Source organism: Monashia sp. HAY1-2A (assembly GCF_056755315.1).
Map to the genome: position 1 here is coordinate 1 of NZ_JBNDHY010000097.1, position 17,512 is coordinate 17,512.

Sequence of the window (17,512 nt, forward strand, 5' to 3'; positions counted from 1 at the left end):
CCCCCCCCCCCCCCCCCCCCCCCCCCCCCCCCCCCCCCCCCCCCCCCCTCCCAACAAAACCCCCCCCCCCCAGATTACTACGCGTCTCGTGGGCTCGGAGATGTGTATAAGAGACAGCCACCCGGCCGCGCAGCGCTCTCCCGGCCGACCCCGATCCCACCCACTGAACGCTCCGACCCCTGGAGGACGATCCCCGTGACCGACATGACCGACCACGGCACGCTGCGACCCGGCACGGCGACCCACGTCGGCACCGCGACCACCGGCCCGCTGTCCGGATCGCCCTCCGGATCGCTGTCCGGGTCGCTGTCCGGGTCGGTGCTCGTCGGTGCCGTCCTGCGCCCGAGCACCACGGTCATCCGCAACGACGGCGTCCTCGGCATCTTCCGGCCGGTCGACTCCATCGAGGACGACAGCGACCGCAAGCTCGTCGAGGACCTCGCCGCCGAGGTCGCCCGGCTGCAGAAGGAGAACGACGCCCTGCGCGCGCAGGTCGCGTCCCTGCAGGGCGAGGGCCGCCACTACGACGAGCTCGGCACCGCGATCGCCAACGCCACCGACCAGCTGCAGCGCCAGCTCTCCGAGTCCTCCAACGGCGTCACCCGCTTCGCGCTGCGCGAGGTGCAGCTCGACACCAGGGTGAGCCTCGACCTCGACGAGCTCGGCAACCTGCGCTACCGCTTCCCGACGCCGGGGGCCCCGGAGGACGCGTCGGTCGGGCGGCTCGCCATGACCATCGTGCCGATCCCCGTCGAGAACGCCGAGGCGGCGTCACTGCTGCGCCCGTCGGTGCCGCTCGAGACTCTGCCGTCCGTCGACGCGGCGGGCCGCAAGGCGCTCGCCGCCGCGGGGCTCTTCCGCGCCGGCGACCTCGTCAGCGTCGGCTCGCGCGCCCGCGTCGCGACCGAGCTGCAGCGCCGCCTCGGCGTCGACCGGGCGACGCTGCGTACCTGGGTCAGCGAGGCCGAGCTCGTGACGCTGCCGGGCGCCACGGGCAGGCACGTGACCGTGCTGCGTGCGGCCGGTTTCGACTCGCTCGCGGCCGTCGGTGCCGCGTCGGTCGAGGACCTCGTGGCGCGTTTCGACGAGGCCGCCGGTTCCGTGCCGGGCGCCACGCCGCTCGACGCCGAGCTCGCCGCGCAGTGGGTGGCCGCGGCCGCCGCGTCCCGACGCGGATAGACGCGTCGGCCGGCCGGTCACCGGGTACGGGGTCGACATGAGCGACGACACCGGCTACGACGCCGAGCAGGACCAGGACTCCGAGCCCACGATGACGGCCCCCGAGGAGGGCCGCCCAGACGGCTTGGACGCGCTGCATCCCGACCAGGGGCAGTCCACGTCAGCCGTGCCCGACGAGGATCGCGAGGCCGGCGGCCAGCCGCCGGAGGACACGGACGCGGAGGTGCTCGAGGCCCAGCAGGAGGAGAGCCCCGCCGACGAATGACCGCCGACGAGTGACCGCGGCGGACTCACCACGGCCGAGCCACCGGATCCGAGGTCACCGCCGCGTGACCGGCGTGGCCGACCGGGGCGCGGCGGTGGGTCCTAGGTACGCAGAGGGTGACGGCGCGGCGGGGTGAAGTCGACGAGGCCGAGGTGCAGGACGCCGCCCGTGGGCGCGGCGTAGCGGCGACCGAGCCGTGGACGTGGCCGGCCCGGCGGTGCACCGCAGTCCGGTCGCGCACCGGGTCGGACCGACGGCCCGGTCGAGAGGACCGGACGAGCCTGACCACCTGAACCGGTCGGCTCGGCCCGGCTCCCGGTATGGGAGGTGCGGCGCATCGGGCCGATGGGGCGCCCGAGCCGCGTCGTGAACTCCAGGTCCTCGGGGGCAGCAGGGTCGCCCACGACGGTGAACTCGCCGCGGTGGTGCGCGTCGTGGTGGAAGGGGCACAGCGACAGGAGGTTCGCCAGGTCGGTGGCACCGCCGTCGCGCCAGTGGACCAGGTGGTGGACCTCGACGAAGGCGGTCGCGCCGCAGCCCGGAAAGCGGCAGCCGCGGTCACGGTCGTCCACGAGGACCTTGGTGCGGTGGGGCACCACCCGCTGACTGCGCCCGACGTTGATGGGGCGGCCCTCGGTCGTCCACACCGGTGTCAGGTTGCCGTCGCACGTGAGCCCGTCCACGACGCCTCGGGGCAGGCGCGGCGTGCCGGTGAGCCAACCCCCGTCGGTGTCGAGGAAGACGTGGACGCGGTAGCGCGAGCGTCGCCCCGGCGTCGCGCCACCTTCCAGTGACCGCTCGGCCATGAGGGTGAGCGCGTCGGCCCACGTGACGCCGGGGTGTCCACCGGCGGCCTCGTCGACGAGGAGAGCCGGAGTGCTGTCCTCGCTCGACCCGGCGGTGTGGAAGAGATGGTCTCGGGCCTCGCGCAGCGCTGCCTCGACGAGGGCCCCGATCTCCGGTGGGGCGTCGTAGCGCAGCCGGAACCGGCCCTCTTCATCGGTGCCCATGGACAGCGACGGCGGCGCGACCGGTGCCCGACGGGACTCGGCCTGCTCGGAGGGCTGGATCTCGCCCTCGGTGTCGAACGTCTCCGGCTCGAGCGTGAAGTCGTAGCGGCTGACGGTGCGGTGCAGCGGGGTGACCGTCGCGTGCGTGGCGAACTCCGCAACCGTCGCGTCGAACTCGGGCGGGGTGTGCCGCGCCACCACGGCCGCCTGGTCGAGCGAGAGCCGACCGTCGTGCAGGGCAGCCGAGGTCAGTGGCAGCTCGCCGGCCCGGCGCGCGATCAGCACGATCGCCCGCGCCTGGCCGCGCGAGAGGCCCGCCCGCACCATGAGCCAGTGCTCGGGCGAGCGGATGCTGGAGGCCTGCCAGGACCCCTCGGTCAGGGCGTGCTCGACGAGCCGGACGAGGCGCCCGTGCGCGTCGTGGAGGTCGGCGGCGAGGGCCGCGACGAGCTCCCAGCCCGCCTCGATCGCCGCCGTCGCCATGCCCCAATCGTCCAAGTGTTCGAAGCGGCGGCCCAGACTTCTCCACAGCGATGAGGTCGCGCGCGACGCGGCGCCGTCGACCTGACGACGGTCCCAGCACCCGTTGCCTCAGTAGCTTCTCGTGGCGATGGCGTCGACGGACGGCGTCACGGATGACGACCACGATCACCCGATGCGTCGTGGGGCCGAACGTGCCCGGGCCTCCGCGGGCCGGTGATGGTCGTCGTCCGGAACGACGGGACGGCTGCCGAGGCCCCGGCCGTCAGGTCCGGTTCGTCCGCGCGAGGCCGCTACCGTCGGAGCCATGACGGCACCCGACAGCGTCGTCCGGCTCGTCCGGTCGACCGCGCTCACCGACACCGCGCCCTACGCGTACGCGTCGACGACGAACGGGCCCGCTCGCCTCGTCTTCACGGCAGGGGCCTGTCCCCTCGACGCCGACGGGGCCACGGTGGCGCCCGGCGACATCGCGGCCCAGGCACGGCAGTGCATCGACAACCTCGTCACAGCCCTCGCCGAGTCCGGCGCCCGTCTGGTCGACGTCGTCTACACGCGTGTCCTCGTGGCGACGACTGTGCGCGAGGACCTCGTCACCGCCTGGACGGTCGTCCACGACGCGTTCGGCGAGCACGAGGTGCCGAGCACCCTGCACGGCGTCACCGTGCTCGGCTACGCCGACCAGCTCGTCGAGATCGAGGCCGTGGCCGCCCTTCCCGGCGCCTGACTCGGCGTCCGACGCCCGTGGGCGGGCTCAGACGGGCGGGTCGGGCTCGTGGGTGGTGACGATGTCGTTGGCGGCGGCCCATGCCGTGATGTCGCGCTTCTCGATCGCGGTCGCCATGAGGTCGGGGAAGCGGTCGGGGGTGCACGCGAACGCCGGGACGCCGACGGCCGCCAGCGCGGCCGCGTGCTCCGCGTCGTAGCTCGGGCTGCCCGAGTCGCTGAGCGCGAGCAGGGCGACCATCGTCGCACCGGAGGCGACGACCGAGGACGCCCGCCGCACCATCTCCTCGGCGATGCCGCCCTCGTAGAGGTCGCTGATGAGCACGAGGATCGTGTCGGCGGGCTGCTCGATGAGCGACTCGCAGTACGCCAGGGCCCGGTTGATGTCGGTGCCGCCACCGAGCTGCACGCCGAAGAGGACGTCGACGGGGTCGTCGAGCTCGTCGGTCAGGTCGACGACCTGGGTGTCGAAGACGACGAGCCTCGTCTCGACCGACCGCAGCGAGGCGAGCACCGCCCCGAAGACGCTCGCGTACACGACCGACTCGGCCATCGACCCGGACTGGTCGATGCAGAGGATGACCTGGCGCTCGACGCGGTGGGCCCGGCGCGCGTACCCGACGAGCCGCTCGGGCACGACGGTCCGCAGGTCGGGCTGGTAGTGCCGCAGGTTGGCCGCGATGGTGCGGTTCCAGTCGATGTCGGAGTGCCGCGGGCGGCGGGTGCGGGCCGCGCGGTTCAGCGCCCCGGTGACGGCCTCGACGGTCCGCTGCCTCAGCCGCTCCTCGAGCTGGTCGGTGACGGTGCGCACGACGCCCCGGGCGGTGGCGCGGGACCGCTCGGGGATGACGCGACCCAGGCCGACGAGCGTCGAGACGAGGTTGACGTCGGGCTGGACGGCCTCCATGAGCTCCGGCTCGAGGAGCAGCTGGGTCAGGCCGAGCCGGTCCATCGCGTCGGCCTGCATGACCTGCACGACCGAGGACGGGAAGTAGCCCCGGATGTCGCCGAGCCACCGCGCCACCCGGGGCGCGGACGCGCCGAGCCCGCCCTTGCGCTGCCCGTCGTACAGCTCGCGCAGCGCCTCGTCGCGCTTGACGTCGTCCGCGTCGAGCGACGCCGCGTCGCCGATGCCGTCGGCCTCCTCGCCACCGAGGACGAGACGCCAGCGGGTCAGCCGGTCGCGACGCGTCGGGGTGACGCTGCCGGTCGCCGGAGCGCCGGCCTCCGGCGTCGGGTCGTCGTCGCTCATCGCGGGCCCCCCACGGTCTCGAGCCCGAGCAGGCGGGCGACGGTGGCGACGGCCGGCGCCGCACGCTCGAGGTCGACGGATGCCGGGGCGTCCTCCGCATCGGCGCGGCCGCCCGTGCCGAGCGCGGTCAGGTGCCGGCCGATGAGCCGGCGTTCGGCCTGCTCGTACCGCGAGAACGTCCGTCGGACGAGGGGCAGCAGGTCCTCGAAGACGGCGTCGGGCACGCCGGCGAGCCAGTCGTCGATGAGGGCGAGGAGCGTGTCGTCGGTGACGAGGAGCAGCGCCTCCCCCGTGAGGAACCCGTCGACCCAGGCGGCGGTCGCCGGTGCGCTCGCGCCGGTCGACAGCCGTCGGCTCAGCCGGCCGGCGGCCTCGTCGCGCGCCAGCTGTCCGGCGTCGAGCAGGAGGCGGTTGGCGCGTCCGCCCACGGCCCCGTGGATGCTCTCGTCGGCGGCGACCGCGGCCAGGGCCCGCTGCCACGGCTCGCGCAGGTCCGGCAGGTCGAGGAGCGCGACGCCGCGGTCGGCGGCCTCGACCGCGGCGCGCATCGCGGCGGCCGCGTCGTCGTCGAGCGACGCGCACGCCGACCGCAGGCCGACCGAGGCCCGGACCACGACGGTGCGCAGCACGTGCTCGACCTCGCCGACGTCGACGCCGCGCACGTCGCCGTAGCGGCACGTGCGGGCCAGCGGCTCGACGGTGTCGAGGAGGGCCCGGGTGTCGTGCTGGCGGGCGGTGCGGTCGGCCAGAGCCGCGACGACGGCCCGCAGCGCGCCGGGCAGCTCGGCGAGGAGGCACTGCTCGACGAGGGCCCCGAGGCGGCCGAGGTCGTCGGTACTGCCGGCCTCGTCGGCGACCTTGGCCTCGGCGGCGCTCTGCACCGTGTTGCCCCAGAGGCTCGCCTCGACGACCGACACGGCGAGCTCGGGGTCCCACTCCAGCTGCCACGCCTCCTTGAAGGTGCCCGTGGACCGGCCGGCGTCGACCTGCTCGCCCCACGGGACCCCGAGCAGCCGCAGCCGGTGCAGGAGCACCGAGCGAGCCAGCTGCGCCTCGCGCCGCAGGTCCAGCTGCACGGTCGTCGCCGAGGCGGAGGGCTTGAGCCGCAAGGACCTCTGCTGTCGGGCCAGGTCGGACGCGAGGGGCACCATCGGGGTCGAGTCGGGCACCCGACCGAGCAGCTCGCCGACGACGATGCGCCGGTCGACGAGCCGCAGCGGCAGGTCCGACCCGTCGGTGAGCACAGCGCGAGCCGAGTCGGTCAGCTCGGCGAGGCCCACCGACGGGCGGCCTCGCACCGCGGCGAGCGCGTCGGCCAGCCGGGTGGCCTCCACGACGGCGGCCGTCGAGGTGTCGAGGTCCTCCTCGCGCAGCGCCCGCGCCACGCGGACGAACCACGAGGGCACGACCTCGTCCTCGGGCGTGACGAACAGGTGCTGGTACCAGCCGGGTGAGCGGACGCCCGCGCCGTAGCCGCTCGCGTACGCGAGGCGCGCGGCGGTCCACGGCGCCCAGGTCGCGGCGACCTTGACCCTGGGCAGCTTCGCGAGGAGGGCGTTGTCGCGCCCCGCCGGGGGGAACGTGTCGGGGTCGAGCACCGGGGCGTGGAAGGCGCCGCACACGACGGCGACGCGTTCGCGGCCGGCCTTGACCTCCGCACGGATCACCTTGCGCATGAAGGCTTCCCGCCGCGCGTCGTCGCCGACGGTCGTGCCGCCGCGGACGTCGCGCATCGCCTCGCGCAGGAACCGGAAGTGCTCGAGCGAGGACGTGCGGCGGTGCTCGACGGCGTCCTCCCACCAGCGCTCCGGGTCGTCGTACCCGGCGGCGCGGGCCAGCGTCGAGAGCGGGTCGACGCGTTCGCGCACGACGCCCTGGGCCGGCCCCTCCCAGGCGCCGCCGTCGTCGGCGCCGGCATCGTCGGCGTCGCGGTCGCCCTCGGTGGCCTCTGCGGCGTCCCCCACCCCCGGGGCCAGGAAGTGCGCCGCGGGCAGGTCGGCGAACCGGACGGGGACGCCGCGCGCCAGCGCCCACTGGAGCGCCACCCACTCCGGGGAGAAGAGCGCGAACGGGTAGAACGCCGCCCGGCGCGGGTTGTCGACGGCGTAGACGAGGCCGGCGACCGGTGGCACCAGGCCGGGGTCGGCGGCGAGGGGCAGCAGGGCGTCGAGCTCGGGCGGTCCCTCGACGACGACGGAGTCGGGGTCGAGCTCGTCGAGGGCGCGCGCCACCGACCGGGCCGAGCCGGGCCCGTGGTGGCGGATGCCGAGCACCTCGACGGTCATGTCGATCCCGTCAGCCCAGCTCGCGGCACGCGCGGTAGAGGTCGGTCCACTCGCGACGGTCCTTGACGACGGTCTCGAGGTACTCCTGCCAGACGATGCGGTCCTGGACCGGGTCCTTGACGACCGCGCCGACGAGCCCGGCCGCGACGTCGTCGGCCCGCACGACGCCGTCACCGAAGTGCGCCGCGAGGGCGACCCCGTTCGTCATGACCGAGATGGCCTCGGCCGTCGAGAGCGTCGCGGACGGCGACTTGACGGTGGTGCGCTGGTCGGCCGTGACGCCGGACCGGAGCTCCCGGAACACCTGGACGACGCGCTCGATCTCGGCCAGCGACTCGAGCTCGGCCGGCAGCTGCAGGCTGCGGCCGAGCGACGCGACGCGGGTGCGGACGATCTCCACCTCCTGCTCGAGGGTGTCCGGCAGCGGCAGGACGACGGTGTTGAAGCGTCGTTTGAGCGCCGAGGAGAGCTCGTTCACGCCCTTGTCGCGGTTGTTGGCGGTCGCGATGACGTTGAAGCCGGGGCGGGCCTGCACCTCGGAGTCGAGCTCGGGCACGGGCAGCGTCTTCTCGGACAGGATGGTGATGAGGGAGTCCTGCACGTCGGCCGGGATGCGGGTCAGCTCCTCGATGCGCACGAGGGCGCCGGTCTCCATGGCGCGCATCACCGGGCTCGGAACGAGCGCAGCACGCGTCGGGCCCTCGGCCAGGAGGCGCGCGTAGTTCCAGCCGTACCGGAGCGACTCCTCCGGGGTCCCCGCCGTGCCCTGCACGACGAGCGTCGAGGCCCCGCTGACCGCCGCCGCCAGGTGCTCGCCGACCCAGGTCTTGGCGGTGCCGGGGACGCCGAGCAGCAGCAGCGCCCGGTCGGTGGCGAGCGAGGCGACCGCGACCTCCATGAGCCGCCGTGACCCGAGGTACTTCGGCGTGATCTCGGTGCCGTCCGCGAGCGTGCCGCCGAGCAGGTACGTCGTCACGGCCCACGGCGACAGCCGCCAGCTCGGCGGCCGCGGCCGGTCGTCGACCGCGGCGAGGGCCGCGAGCTCGGACGCGTAGGCGGCCTCCGCGTGGGCTCGGAGCACCTCGGGGGTCGGGGCCGACTCGGTGGTCGGCTCGGTGGTCGGCTCGGTGGTGTCGGTCATCGGAACGCCTCGCTGATCGATCGCTTGACGGAGTGGAGCTGGAGGAGGTTGCGCAGGTGGGTGGCGAGGGCACGGTCGCCGTCACCGAGCGACCGGAGCCACTGCTCGAGGGCCTCCAGCGCCGCGGGATGCAGGCCGGTCACGAGGTAGGGCATCGACAGGGCGACGACCGCCGGGCCGGAGGTCGAGGCACGCAGCCGGGAGGTCAGCGCGACGCTGAAGCCGGGCGACCACGGGGCCTCGAGCGCCGCGACCACGGTGGCGGCGTGGGACGGTCGGGCGATCACCTCGTCGACGCGGGCGAGCACGGCGCGCTCCCGCAGGTCGCGTGGCAGCGCGGGCACGATGCTCGGGTCCCAGCCCCGCTGCAGGAGCGCGGCCGCCCAGTCGGGGTCCCGGCGGGACCGCACCGCGCGGCGTATCCCCTCGAGGGCGTCGGTCGCCTGCGCGTCGGCCAGGCGGGTGACCGTCGTGACGGCGTCGGCACCGGTGGCATCGGCCCACACCCCGAGCGGCGCACCGGCGACGATCCGCTCGAGCCACCACCCGCGGGCGGACCGGCGCGGCGGCGGCTTGCCGAGCCCGTCGCGCCGACCGGCTGCGTCCGGCTCGTCGGGCAGGGTGACCTCGAGGCCGCGACGCAGCAGCCCCGTCGTGCGCACGAGCGGACGGAGCCGGTCGGCCATCCGTCGGGCTCGCGCCGAACCCGGCAGCCCGTCGAGCAGGTCGGCGGCGACCTCACGGACGCCGGCGGACCGGTCGTCGAGCGCGCGCTCGAGGAGCGGCTCGTCGGCCGGGCCCAGGCCGACGCGGAACGCCTCGAGGTGAGCCCGCCGGTCCCGCGCGGCATCGGTGGCCCACGTCGACCCGACGAGCGCGCGGGCCGCGTCCGGGTCGCGCGCGCGCAGCGACGCCACGAGCGACAGACGCTCGGTCGAGGGCAGCCGCGCCCAGTCGTCCGGGTCGAGCTCGGGTTCGGCCGACACGTCCGCCCCGGCCGCGGCGTCGAGCACCCAGCCCCAGTCGGAGTGCTGCGCAGCCAGCCAGAGGCCGCGCTCGTCGACGACCCGGGCGGCGACGCGACGCAGCGAGCGTTGTGCGGTGGCGAGGTCGAGGAGGGTCGGCAGCAGCGCGTGCGGGACGCGTCGGCCACCGGTGTCGCACGCGCGGAGCCAGTGCGTCAGCAGGGCTGGTCGCTGCTGCACACCGGCGGGCGGCTGCGTCAGGACGAGCTCGAGCAGCTGCACGGCCAGGCGCGAGGCCTCGGGGCGCACGTCCGGCGGAGAGGTGGGCGGCGTCTCGGCCGGGCGGGACACGCGTCCCGACGCGAGGGCCGCCGCGCCGAGCGCTGCGGCGTCGAGGAGCGCGGCCTCGCGCGGGAGCGTCGTCGACGTGCCGGTCGACGCCTCGGTGGGTGCGTCGAGGCGCCGGATGCCGAGGACGTCGAGGGGTGGGACGGCGCGACGGGCGGTGCCGACGAGGGCCGCGTTGCCGACCTCGCGCCACCAGGCGTCGAACCCGCCTGTCGCTCCGGTGCGTTCGCTCACAGCGCCACCACCTCGCCCCGCTGCACCAGGGTGAGGGGCCGGAACCGCCCGTGCTCGAGCTCGCCGAACACGTCGGCCGGGTGCCCGCCGGTGCGCGCGAGCAGCGCCCACACCGCGGCGTCGGCGGTCAGGTCGATGCCGCGGCCACCCGCGTCGACGGCGCGGGCCGTGAGCAGGGCCGACGCGGGGCCCGACGCCGGTGTCGAGGCCGGTGTCGAGGCCGGTGCCGGCGCCGAGACGGGTGACCGCGGCGGGTCGACCCCGACGCGCACGGCGGCGAGGGCGACCGGCACGGGTCGCGTCCACGGGTTGGCGGCCCAGACCCGGGCGGCCCAGGCGTACGCGCCCTCGACGTCGACGGTGCCCGGCAGCGGTCCGTCGGTGGCGACCGGCGCCGGGTCGTCGACGAACAGCGCCCTCCGGACGCCGCGCCCCGGGTACCGCGCGACCGTGGCGTCGAGGACCGAGCCGGCCAGGCGGGCCACGGGCAGCACCTGCGTGCCGGCCGCGAAGTCGAGGACGACGACGGTGTGGCCCGCCGCCTCGCCGCGCAGCCACGTCCGCTGCTGCTGGAGGCGGCCGTCGTCGGTGCGGTGCGCGCCGAGCACGGTCCAGCGGTCGTGCAGGGCGTCACCCGCGCGGACCGTGTCGGTGGGGACGGACCAGCCGAGGTAGGCCCTGAGGTCGCCGAGCTCGTCGGGGTCGAGGCTGTCGCGACGGCTCCACGTGCGGGTCGCGGTCCACCAGCGGCCGAGGGCGACGAGGAGCCGTTCGGACCAGTCCGCGCGCCAGGCGACCTCGCTGCCGACGGAGCGGACGTCGTCCGCGACGCCGGGCAGCTGGGCGTCGACGAGCCGCGCGGCGGTCGTCTCCCACCACGCCTGCGGCTGGCGGCGGGCCGTGGCCGTCCCACCGCGGACGAGGTCACCCAGCCACCGGGCGAAGTCGTCCATGCCCGCCGTCATCAGCGCGAGCCGGTCCTCGAGCCGCCTGGCCTGGGCGTCGGGGTCCGGGGTCCGCCCGGACCGGGCCTCGGTCGCGGCGTCGCGGGCTGCGCCGCGGGCGGCCCGCTCGGCCGCCCACTCGCGGGCGAAGCCGGCCGCCTCCTCGACGTCGGCGACCGACCCCGACCCGTCGACCCAGAGCAGCAGCAGCGCGAGCCCGTGCTTGCACGGGTGCTTGCGGCTCGGGCACGAGCAGCGGAAGGCCGGCCCGGCGAGGTCGACGCTCACCTGGTACGGCGTCCTGCCCGACCCCTGGCACTTGCCCCACACGAGCGTCTCGGTCGAACCGGTGTCGCTCCACGGGCCGGGGCGTGCCAGTCTGCGGGCCGCCACCAGCGACGCGTCGTCGGGAGCGAGCCCGGCCACCTGTGCCGGAGTCCATCGGGTCATGACGCGCACATCATGACCGACAACGCGGACAGCCGGGTCAGTCCTCGTGCAGGTCGAGGTCGACGAGCAGCTCGGTGGCGAGGCGCTCGAGGTCCGCACGTAGGTCGGCAAGGTCCGTCGCGGCCGGCACGTCGACGACGACATGGGCCTCGAAGAGCAGGCCGCCCGCCATCGGCGCCTCGCGGGTCCCGGTCGTGATCGTCTCGATCGACAGGTGGTGCCGGCTCAGCACCGACGACACCTCGCGGACGATGCCGGGACGGTCGTTGCCGAGGAGGTCCAGCGTGAGGCGCCGTGTCGGAGCGGCCCCCGCGCCGGCGCCGGTGGACGTATCGGCCGCCGTGTCCGCCGCCCCCGGGTGGGCGGCGACCTCGAGGAAACCGTCGAGCGCTCGCAGCGCGGTGCCGAGCTCGTCGCGACGGGCGTCCGGGACGGCGACGACGACGATCCCGGCGAACTTGCCTGCCAGCTCGGTCATCTGGCTCTGCTCCCAGTTGCCGTCGTGCGCGGAGACGACGTCGGCCAGGGCCGAGACGAGTCCGGCACGGTCGTCGCCGATGACGGTGAGCACGAGGCGGGCCATGACCGGCAGCCTAGTCACGCGGCACGCCGTCGGGTGCCCCGGCAGCGAGGTCGGGCGCCTCGGGCAGCAAGGGGATGCCGGTCGGGTCTGGCGGCAGCTCGATGGCCATGTCCGGCGTCGGGTGGTCCTCCTCGACCTCGCCGATGTGGACGATGGCGTCACCGCGGTTGAGCAGCGGCGCGTGGGTGCGGCCGATGACGATGCCGGGCCGGTCGGCGCGCACCAGCCGGACGCGTCGGCCGAAGGAGTCGGACAGGCCGCCGAGCCGGTCACCGGGCTGCACGCGCTGCCCGAGCGTGGCCTCGAGCTGGAGGATGCCGCTGCCCGGCGCGCGGACCCAGCCGCTCGACCGGCACACCAGGCTCCGCGCGGGTGGGGGCTCGTCGAGCGGGTCCACCATGCCGAGTCGGGCCAGCACCCGGCGCACGCCGACGACACCGGACTCGATGGCCCACTCGTCGAAACGCCACGCCTCGCCCCCCTCGTAGAGGAGCACCGTCGCGCCCTGCTCCCTGGCCGCGGCCCGCAGCGAGCCGTCGCGCAGCCGCGCGTGGTAGACCACCGGTGCGCCGAAGGCCGAGGCGAGCTCGCGCGTCCGCGGGTCGTCGAGGTCGGCCCGCACCTGGGGCAGGTTGCTGCGCCGGTCGGCGCCGGTGTGCAGGTCGATGCCGACGTCGCCCTTGGCCACCACCTCGGTCATGAGCAGGTGCGCCAGGCGGCCGGCGAGGGAGCCGCGCGCCGAGCCGGGGAAGGCGCGGTTGAGGTCGCGGCGGTCCGGCAGGTACCGGTCGCCGGTCTGGAAGCCGAGCACGTTGACGATCGGGACCGCGATGACGGTGCCGCTCAGGGTGCGCGGTGGCAGCGAGGCGAGGACGCGCCGCACGACCTCGACGCCGACCACCTCGTCGCCGTGGATGGCCGCGGTCAGCCACACCGTCGGGCCGTCCTGGCGCCCGTGGACGACGCGCACCGGCAGGCTCACCTCTGCCCCGGTGACGAGACGGGTGATCGGCAGGCCCACCTCGCGCGTCGACCCCGCTCGGACGCGGACCGCGCCGATGGCGAACGACGGACGCGGCATCAGCGGCCCCGGTTCCTGCGCCGGACCGCGAGCGGGGGTCGCCCTCCGAGGTACGAGCGCCCGGAGTCGACGAGGAACCCCTGGCGCAGCGCCTCGCGGCCCACGAGCATCCGGAAGCCCATCTCGTCGCGGTCGGTCAGCGACACCTCGGCCGTCACGGTCCGCCCGACGAGGACGAGGTCGAGCAGGACGATCGGCCGGTGCTCGGCGTGCCCCGACGACGAGCGGACCGAGCGCCGGTCGTGGACCGGGCGCTCGACGACGGCGGGGTCGGCCTCGGACCGCTGCCACGGGTGGATCGAGAACCGCACCCAGTCGGTGCCGTCGCGCTCGAACTCCGACACGTCGAACGCGTGCATCGAAGAGGACCGGGCACCTGTGTCGAGCTTGGCCTTGACCCACTCGACGTCGCAGGCGGGCAGGCTCACCCATTCCCGCCACCCGGCGAGGATGCTTGAATGTGGCGGCCCGGACACCCGACCATCCTTGCAGGCATCCCCCATGAAACTCGCGATCCTCTCCCGCGCCCCGCGCGCCTACTCGACGCAGCGCCTCAAGACGGCTGCCCTGTCCCGTGGCCACGAGGCCCGGGTGCTCAACACGCTGAGGTTCGCCATCGACCTGTCCGGACGCGAACCGGACCTCGTCTTCCGCGGCCGGCCGCTGTCCGACTACGACGCGGTCCTGCCGCGCATCGGCAACTCGATCACGTACTTCGGCACCGCCGTGGTGCGCCAGTTCGAGCAGATGGACGTCTACACGCCCAACACGGCCAACGGCATCAGCAACGCCCGGGACAAGCTGCGGGCGACGCAGATCCTCTCGCGGCACAACATCGGCATGCCGGCGACGACCTTCGTGCGCAACCGTGCCGACGTGCGCCCGGCCATCGAGCGCGTCGGCGGCGCCCCGGTCGTCATCAAGCTCCTCGAGGGCACGCAGGGCATCGGCGTCATCCTCGCGCCCGAGATCAAGATCGCCGAGGCGATCATCGAGACGCTGCACAGCACGAAGCAGAACGTGCTCATCCAGAGCTTCGTCACGGAGTCGAAGGGGCGCGACATCCGTGCCCTCGTCGTCGGCGACCGCGTCGTGGCCGCGATGCGTCGGCGGGCGCACGGCGACGAGTTCCGCTCCAACGTCCACCGCGGCGGTGAGGTCGAACCCGTCGAGCTGTCAAGGGAGTTCGAGGAGACGGCGGTGCGTTCGGCGCAGATCATGGGCCTGCGCGTCGCCGGTGTCGACATGCTGGAGGGCAACGAGGGCCCGCTCGTCATGGAGGTCAACTCCTCGCCGGGCCTCGAGGGCATCGAGCGCGCCACGAAGCTCGACGTCGCCGGTGCCATCATCGACCACATCGCCAACCAGGTCGCCTTCCCCGAGATCGACGTGCGCCAGCGCCTCACCGTGTCGACGGGCTACGGGGTCGCCGAGCTCGTCGTGCACACCGGCGCCGACCTCGTCGGCAAGACGATCAGCGAGTCCGGTCTGGACGAGCGCGACATCCAGGTGCTGACGCTGCACCGCGGCACGACGGTCATCCCCAACCCCCGGCGCCGCACCGAGCTGCAGGCCGAGGACCGCCTCCTGTGCTTCGGCCGCCTCGAGGAGATGCGCTCGATGATCCCCGAGCGGCGGCGTCGCCGCACCAAGGTGCGCCGCCTCCCGAAGGAGCCGATCCTCATCTCCTGAGCGTCAGCGGGCCAAGCCGATGACGAGCGCGACGAGGCCGCCGACGAGGACCGCGGCCGCGGCGATACCGGCGACCGCCAGGGCCACCCGCGGGTCGCGTCGGTCGATGACGGGGCCCAGGGGCGCGGGCGCCTGCCGGTCGGCGTCGTCGACGGCATCCCCCGCGTAGGCGTCGTCGGCCGGGTCGTCCGCATCGCGGCTCAGGGCATCTGCGAGCGTCTCGTCCGGGCTCATGGGCGGCGAGCCTAGCCCGGTCCGACCCGACGGGGAAAGCCCTACACGGCAGTGGGTTCCGCGCCGTCGACGGCGCGGGCTGCGGATCCGCGCTGCTCGTCGACGACCCGTGCGGCCCAGACCGGGTCGCCGGGCAGGTGGGTGGCGTGGCACAGGGTCGCCGCCTCCGCGGACGCTCCCGCGGCACCGACGTACACCGGCATCGACTCGGCCAGCCGGCGCAGCGCGGCGGCCTGCGCCGCGTACGCCGTCGGTCGCAGCGCGGACAGCATCACGGCGTCGGGCTGAAGCCTGCGGCAGGCGAGCGCCAGCTCGGCCGTCGGCGTGTTGGCTCCGAGGTAGCAGACCTGCCAGCCGAGCCGCGTGAGGCTGAGCGCGGCCGCCATGAGGCCGAGCTCGTGGTGCTCACCGGGCAGGCAGGCGAGCACGGCGAGAGGTCGCGGCGCGGTGACCTTCTCGGCCGCGTCCTGCAGGAGCAGGGACAGGCGCGAGCGCACCACGTTGCTCGCGAAGTGCTCCTGCGCGACACCGATGCGGCCCGTCTCCCACCGCTTCCCGACGGACCGCAGGTACGGCAGCAGCACCTCCCTCACGGCGTCATCGACGTCGAGCTCGGCGAAGACGTCGGCGAGGATGCGGTGGCCCCCCGCCTCGTCGAACGCCTCGAGGGTCTGTTCCAGCTGCTCCACCCGGGTTGCGGGCGGCGTGCGGTCTGCGGGCATGGTTCGATGTCCCCTTCCGGGGGTGGTGGTGCGGGCCGTCGGACCTACGTACCCACCCGCGGCAGGGCCAGACATGCTGCGCCGACCGCGATGTCCACCGTGACCGAATCGTGTCGTCGCGGTCACCACTCGACGCGGACGACGCCGCGGGCGCGGTCTCAGGCGGTCAGCCTGGCCCACGTGCGCGGGCCCACGACGCCGTCCGCGGTGAGGCCGTGCGTCGACTGGAAGGCCTGCGCCTTCGTCGCGGTCATCGAGCCGAAGACACCGTCGGCGGTCAGGGTGTAGCCGCGGTGCGTCAGCAGCCTCTGGGCGGCGACGACCGCCTGGCCCCTCGACCCGCGCTGGACCGTGACGACGAGCGCGGCCCACGTCTTCGGCCCGACGACGCCGTCTGTCGCGAGCCGGCGCGAGGCCTGGAAGGCCCTGACCCTGCTCTCGGTGCCCGCGCCGAAGACACCGTCGACGGTGAGGGAGTACCCGCGCTGGCGGAGCAGGTGCTGGACGGCCGTCGTGCGGAAGCCGGTGGCGCCGCGCCGGACCGTCGTCCACGTGACCGGGGCCGGGGCCGGGGTGCTGGCGCCACCGCCGATCTTCTTGGCGAGCTGGGCGATTCGGGGGTCGCCGGGTCGCACGTCGATCTCGAAGTGCATCTCGTCCTTGCGGCCGGAGTAGTCGCCGCCCCACCGGACGACGCCGTTGCACGAGGCCACGATGGCGTGGATCCTCGACCGCTGTGCGGCCGAGAACGTCCCGGACCTGCCGAGCGGGTGGCGCGGGGCGTTGCAGTCGATGGCCGTGCCGCTCGAGTGGTTCGACAGCGAGGTGCTGCCGGAGATCCGCCGGTAGCTGTGCCCCCAGCACCAGCCCCTGACGAGGGCCTCGACCTCGCGGTCGAAGCGGCCGGCGACGTAGGCGAGGATCGTGTGTACGTGGCCGCTCCGGACGCCCGCGGGGAAGGTGACCCCGCCGACCGTGAGGCCGACGATCGGGATCTGCGAGGACGACCCGGCCGGCCAACCGTTCTGCGAGGTCGCGGCGCTCGCGGCCGTCGCCGTGGCGGCCACGAGGCCGCCCCCGAGCAGGAGACCACCCGCGCCGCGGATGAGCGTGCGCCGGCCGAGTCCGCCCGTGAGGGAGGCGGGCGCCGCCGCGCCGGTGTCGCCGAGGTCTTCGTGGAGCTCACACATGACTACCCCTGGGTTCCGTGTGGTGGGAGGGCAGGTGCTCCTGCCCGAGGCGACCGTAGGGTCGGTCCCGCCGCGCGGTACATGGGGAGGACTACCCGGGCCTCCTCGCAGCCGGCTGGAGGCCGCCGCCGGCACCGGACGCGACGAGGGCGTCGCCGAGGGCGGTGCGCCAGTAGAGCACCTCACGTCCCGAGCGGCGTCGCAGCACGACGCCCGCCGCGAGCAGCACCTTGAGGTGGTCGCCGACCGACCCGATCGCGAGCCCGGTGGTGGCCGCGAGGCCCGTTGTGCTGCAAGGGGACTCGAGTGCGACCAGCAGAGCTGCCCGGGACCGGCCGACGAGGCGCTCGAGGCCGTCGGAGGCCTCTGCGTCGACCCGTGCGAGCGCGCCGGCCACGGGGTAGTAGACGGCGTAGCGGCGGGGGAGCAGCCAGCCGACCCATCGGGCGCGGTGGCTGACCGGGACGAAGAAGAGGTCGGCGTCGTCGGGCAGGACGCGCGAGGGCAGGTCGTAGTTGTTGATGCGCAGGTGGCCGGCGCCGACCCACTCGCGGTCGCGGCCCAGGTCACGCACGACGGCCGCCCAGCCCTGGGTGGCGAGGCGTGCGGTCCGGGACACGACGTCGGCGCGCAGGATGCGCTCGCGGCGGCCCCAGTCGGTGGCCAGGACGTGGGTCCACACCCAGTCGAGCAGCTGTCTCTTATACACATCTGACGCTGCCGACGACGGA

General features: G+C 74.9%; 17 protein-coding genes. 4 read left to right on the forward strand and 13 right to left on the reverse strand.

Annotated features, from left to right (window positions below; all coding sequences use genetic code 11):
- Together ACPYOM_RS14555 and ACPYOM_RS14560 are read left to right on the forward strand one after the other, a co-directional pair.
- Positions 1-1,179: bZIP transcription factor (locus ACPYOM_RS14555; protein WP_481346504.1), on the forward strand; the 1,179-nt coding region annotated here is incomplete at its 5' end.
- Positions 1,180-1,216: 37 nt separating this feature from the next.
- The gene (locus tag ACPYOM_RS14560) at positions 1,217-1,444 is read left to right on the forward strand and encodes a hypothetical protein (RefSeq protein ID WP_481346505.1); all 228 of its coding nucleotides are present in this window, start codon (positions 1,217-1,219) and stop codon (positions 1,442-1,444) included.
- A gap of 101 nt (positions 1,445-1,545) precedes the next feature.
- Here ACPYOM_RS14560 and ACPYOM_RS14565 read toward each other — a convergent pair whose 3' ends face one another.
- Positions 1,546-2,937, reverse strand: a complete 1,392-nt coding sequence (locus ACPYOM_RS14565) for an HNH endonuclease signature motif containing protein (RefSeq protein ID WP_481346506.1) — start codon at positions 2,935-2,937, stop codon at positions 1,546-1,548.
- A 304-nt stretch (positions 2,938-3,241) separates the two neighbouring features.
- Between ACPYOM_RS14565 and ACPYOM_RS14570 the strand changes: the two genes are divergently transcribed.
- The gene (locus tag ACPYOM_RS14570; protein ID WP_481346507.1) at positions 3,242-3,661 is read left to right on the forward strand and encodes a RidA family protein; all 420 of its coding nucleotides are present in this window, start codon (positions 3,242-3,244) and stop codon (positions 3,659-3,661) included.
- A 27-nt stretch (positions 3,662-3,688) separates the two neighbouring features.
- On the opposite strand, the gene ACPYOM_RS14575 is transcribed toward ACPYOM_RS14570, so the two are convergent.
- Genes ACPYOM_RS14575 through ACPYOM_RS14610 form a run of 8 tightly spaced genes read right to left on the reverse strand, consistent with a single transcriptional unit; the run spans position 3,689 to position 13,446 of the window.
- Positions 3,689-4,912: a VWA domain-containing protein gene (locus ACPYOM_RS14575; RefSeq protein ID WP_481346508.1), complete on the reverse strand. Its 1,224-nt coding sequence runs from the start codon at positions 4,910-4,912 to the stop codon at positions 3,689-3,691.
- Complete coding sequence (locus ACPYOM_RS14580) at positions 4,909-7,197, reverse strand: DUF5682 family protein (protein ID WP_481346509.1); 2,289 nt, start codon at positions 7,195-7,197, stop codon at positions 4,909-4,911. The genes ACPYOM_RS14575 and ACPYOM_RS14580 overlap by 4 nt, the downstream gene beginning before the upstream one ends.
- Before the next feature lie 10 nt (positions 7,198-7,207).
- Positions 7,208-8,338, reverse strand: coding sequence for an ATP-binding protein (locus ACPYOM_RS14585; RefSeq protein WP_481346510.1), 1,131 nt, complete (start codon positions 8,336-8,338; stop codon positions 7,208-7,210).
- On the reverse strand, positions 8,335-9,885 hold the full coding sequence (locus ACPYOM_RS14590; protein WP_481346511.1) for a DUF5691 domain-containing protein: 1,551 nt from the start codon (positions 9,883-9,885) through the stop codon (positions 8,335-8,337). Before ACPYOM_RS14590 ends, ACPYOM_RS14585 begins: the two co-directional genes overlap by 4 nt.
- Positions 9,882-11,279, reverse strand: coding sequence for an SWIM zinc finger family protein (locus tag ACPYOM_RS14595; protein ID WP_481346512.1), 1,398 nt, complete (start codon positions 11,277-11,279; stop codon positions 9,882-9,884). Before ACPYOM_RS14595 ends, ACPYOM_RS14590 begins: the two co-directional genes overlap by 4 nt.
- Positions 11,280-11,316: 37 nt before the next feature.
- Complete coding sequence (locus ACPYOM_RS14600) at positions 11,317-11,862, reverse strand: glycine cleavage system transcriptional repressor (RefSeq protein ID WP_481346513.1); 546 nt, start codon at positions 11,860-11,862, stop codon at positions 11,317-11,319.
- Positions 11,863-11,872: 10 nt separating this feature from the next.
- A complete protein-coding gene (locus ACPYOM_RS14605; RefSeq protein ID WP_481346514.1) occupies positions 11,873-12,943 on the reverse strand; it encodes a succinylglutamate desuccinylase/aspartoacylase family protein in 1,071 nt (356 codons plus the stop codon).
- Positions 12,943-13,446, reverse strand: a complete 504-nt coding sequence (locus ACPYOM_RS14610; RefSeq protein ID WP_481343844.1) for an ATP-dependent zinc protease family protein — start codon at positions 13,444-13,446, stop codon at positions 12,943-12,945. Before ACPYOM_RS14610 ends, ACPYOM_RS14605 begins: the two co-directional genes overlap by 1 nt.
- On the opposite strand from ACPYOM_RS14610, the gene ACPYOM_RS14615 reads away from it, so the two are divergent.
- The gene (locus tag ACPYOM_RS14615; RefSeq protein WP_481343845.1) at positions 13,445-14,635 is read left to right on the forward strand and encodes a RimK family alpha-L-glutamate ligase; all 1,191 of its coding nucleotides are present in this window, start codon (positions 13,445-13,447) and stop codon (positions 14,633-14,635) included. The two genes, ACPYOM_RS14610 and ACPYOM_RS14615, sit on opposite strands and share 2 nt — an antisense overlap.
- 3 nt (positions 14,636-14,638) lie before the next feature.
- Here the strand turns inward: ACPYOM_RS14615 and ACPYOM_RS14620 are convergent, their stop codons facing one another.
- The 4 genes from ACPYOM_RS14620 to ACPYOM_RS14635 all read right to left on the reverse strand — a co-directional run.
- Positions 14,639-14,869: a hypothetical protein gene (locus ACPYOM_RS14620; RefSeq protein ID WP_481343846.1), complete on the reverse strand. Its 231-nt coding sequence runs from the start codon at positions 14,867-14,869 to the stop codon at positions 14,639-14,641.
- A 41-nt stretch (positions 14,870-14,910) separates the two neighbouring features.
- Positions 14,911-15,591 (reverse strand): cobalamin B12-binding domain-containing protein, encoded by a 681-nt coding sequence (locus ACPYOM_RS14625; protein ID WP_481346515.1) that lies wholly within the window; start codon positions 15,589-15,591, stop codon positions 14,911-14,913.
- Between the two features lie 158 nt (positions 15,592-15,749).
- Positions 15,750-16,781: a peptidoglycan-binding protein gene (locus ACPYOM_RS14630; protein ID WP_481346516.1), complete on the reverse strand. Its 1,032-nt coding sequence runs from the start codon at positions 16,779-16,781 to the stop codon at positions 15,750-15,752.
- A 91-nt stretch (positions 16,782-16,872) separates the two neighbouring features.
- A partial coding sequence (locus ACPYOM_RS14635; RefSeq protein WP_481346517.1) for an ArsR/SmtB family transcription factor occupies positions 16,873-17,512 on the reverse strand: 640 nt, incomplete at its 5' end.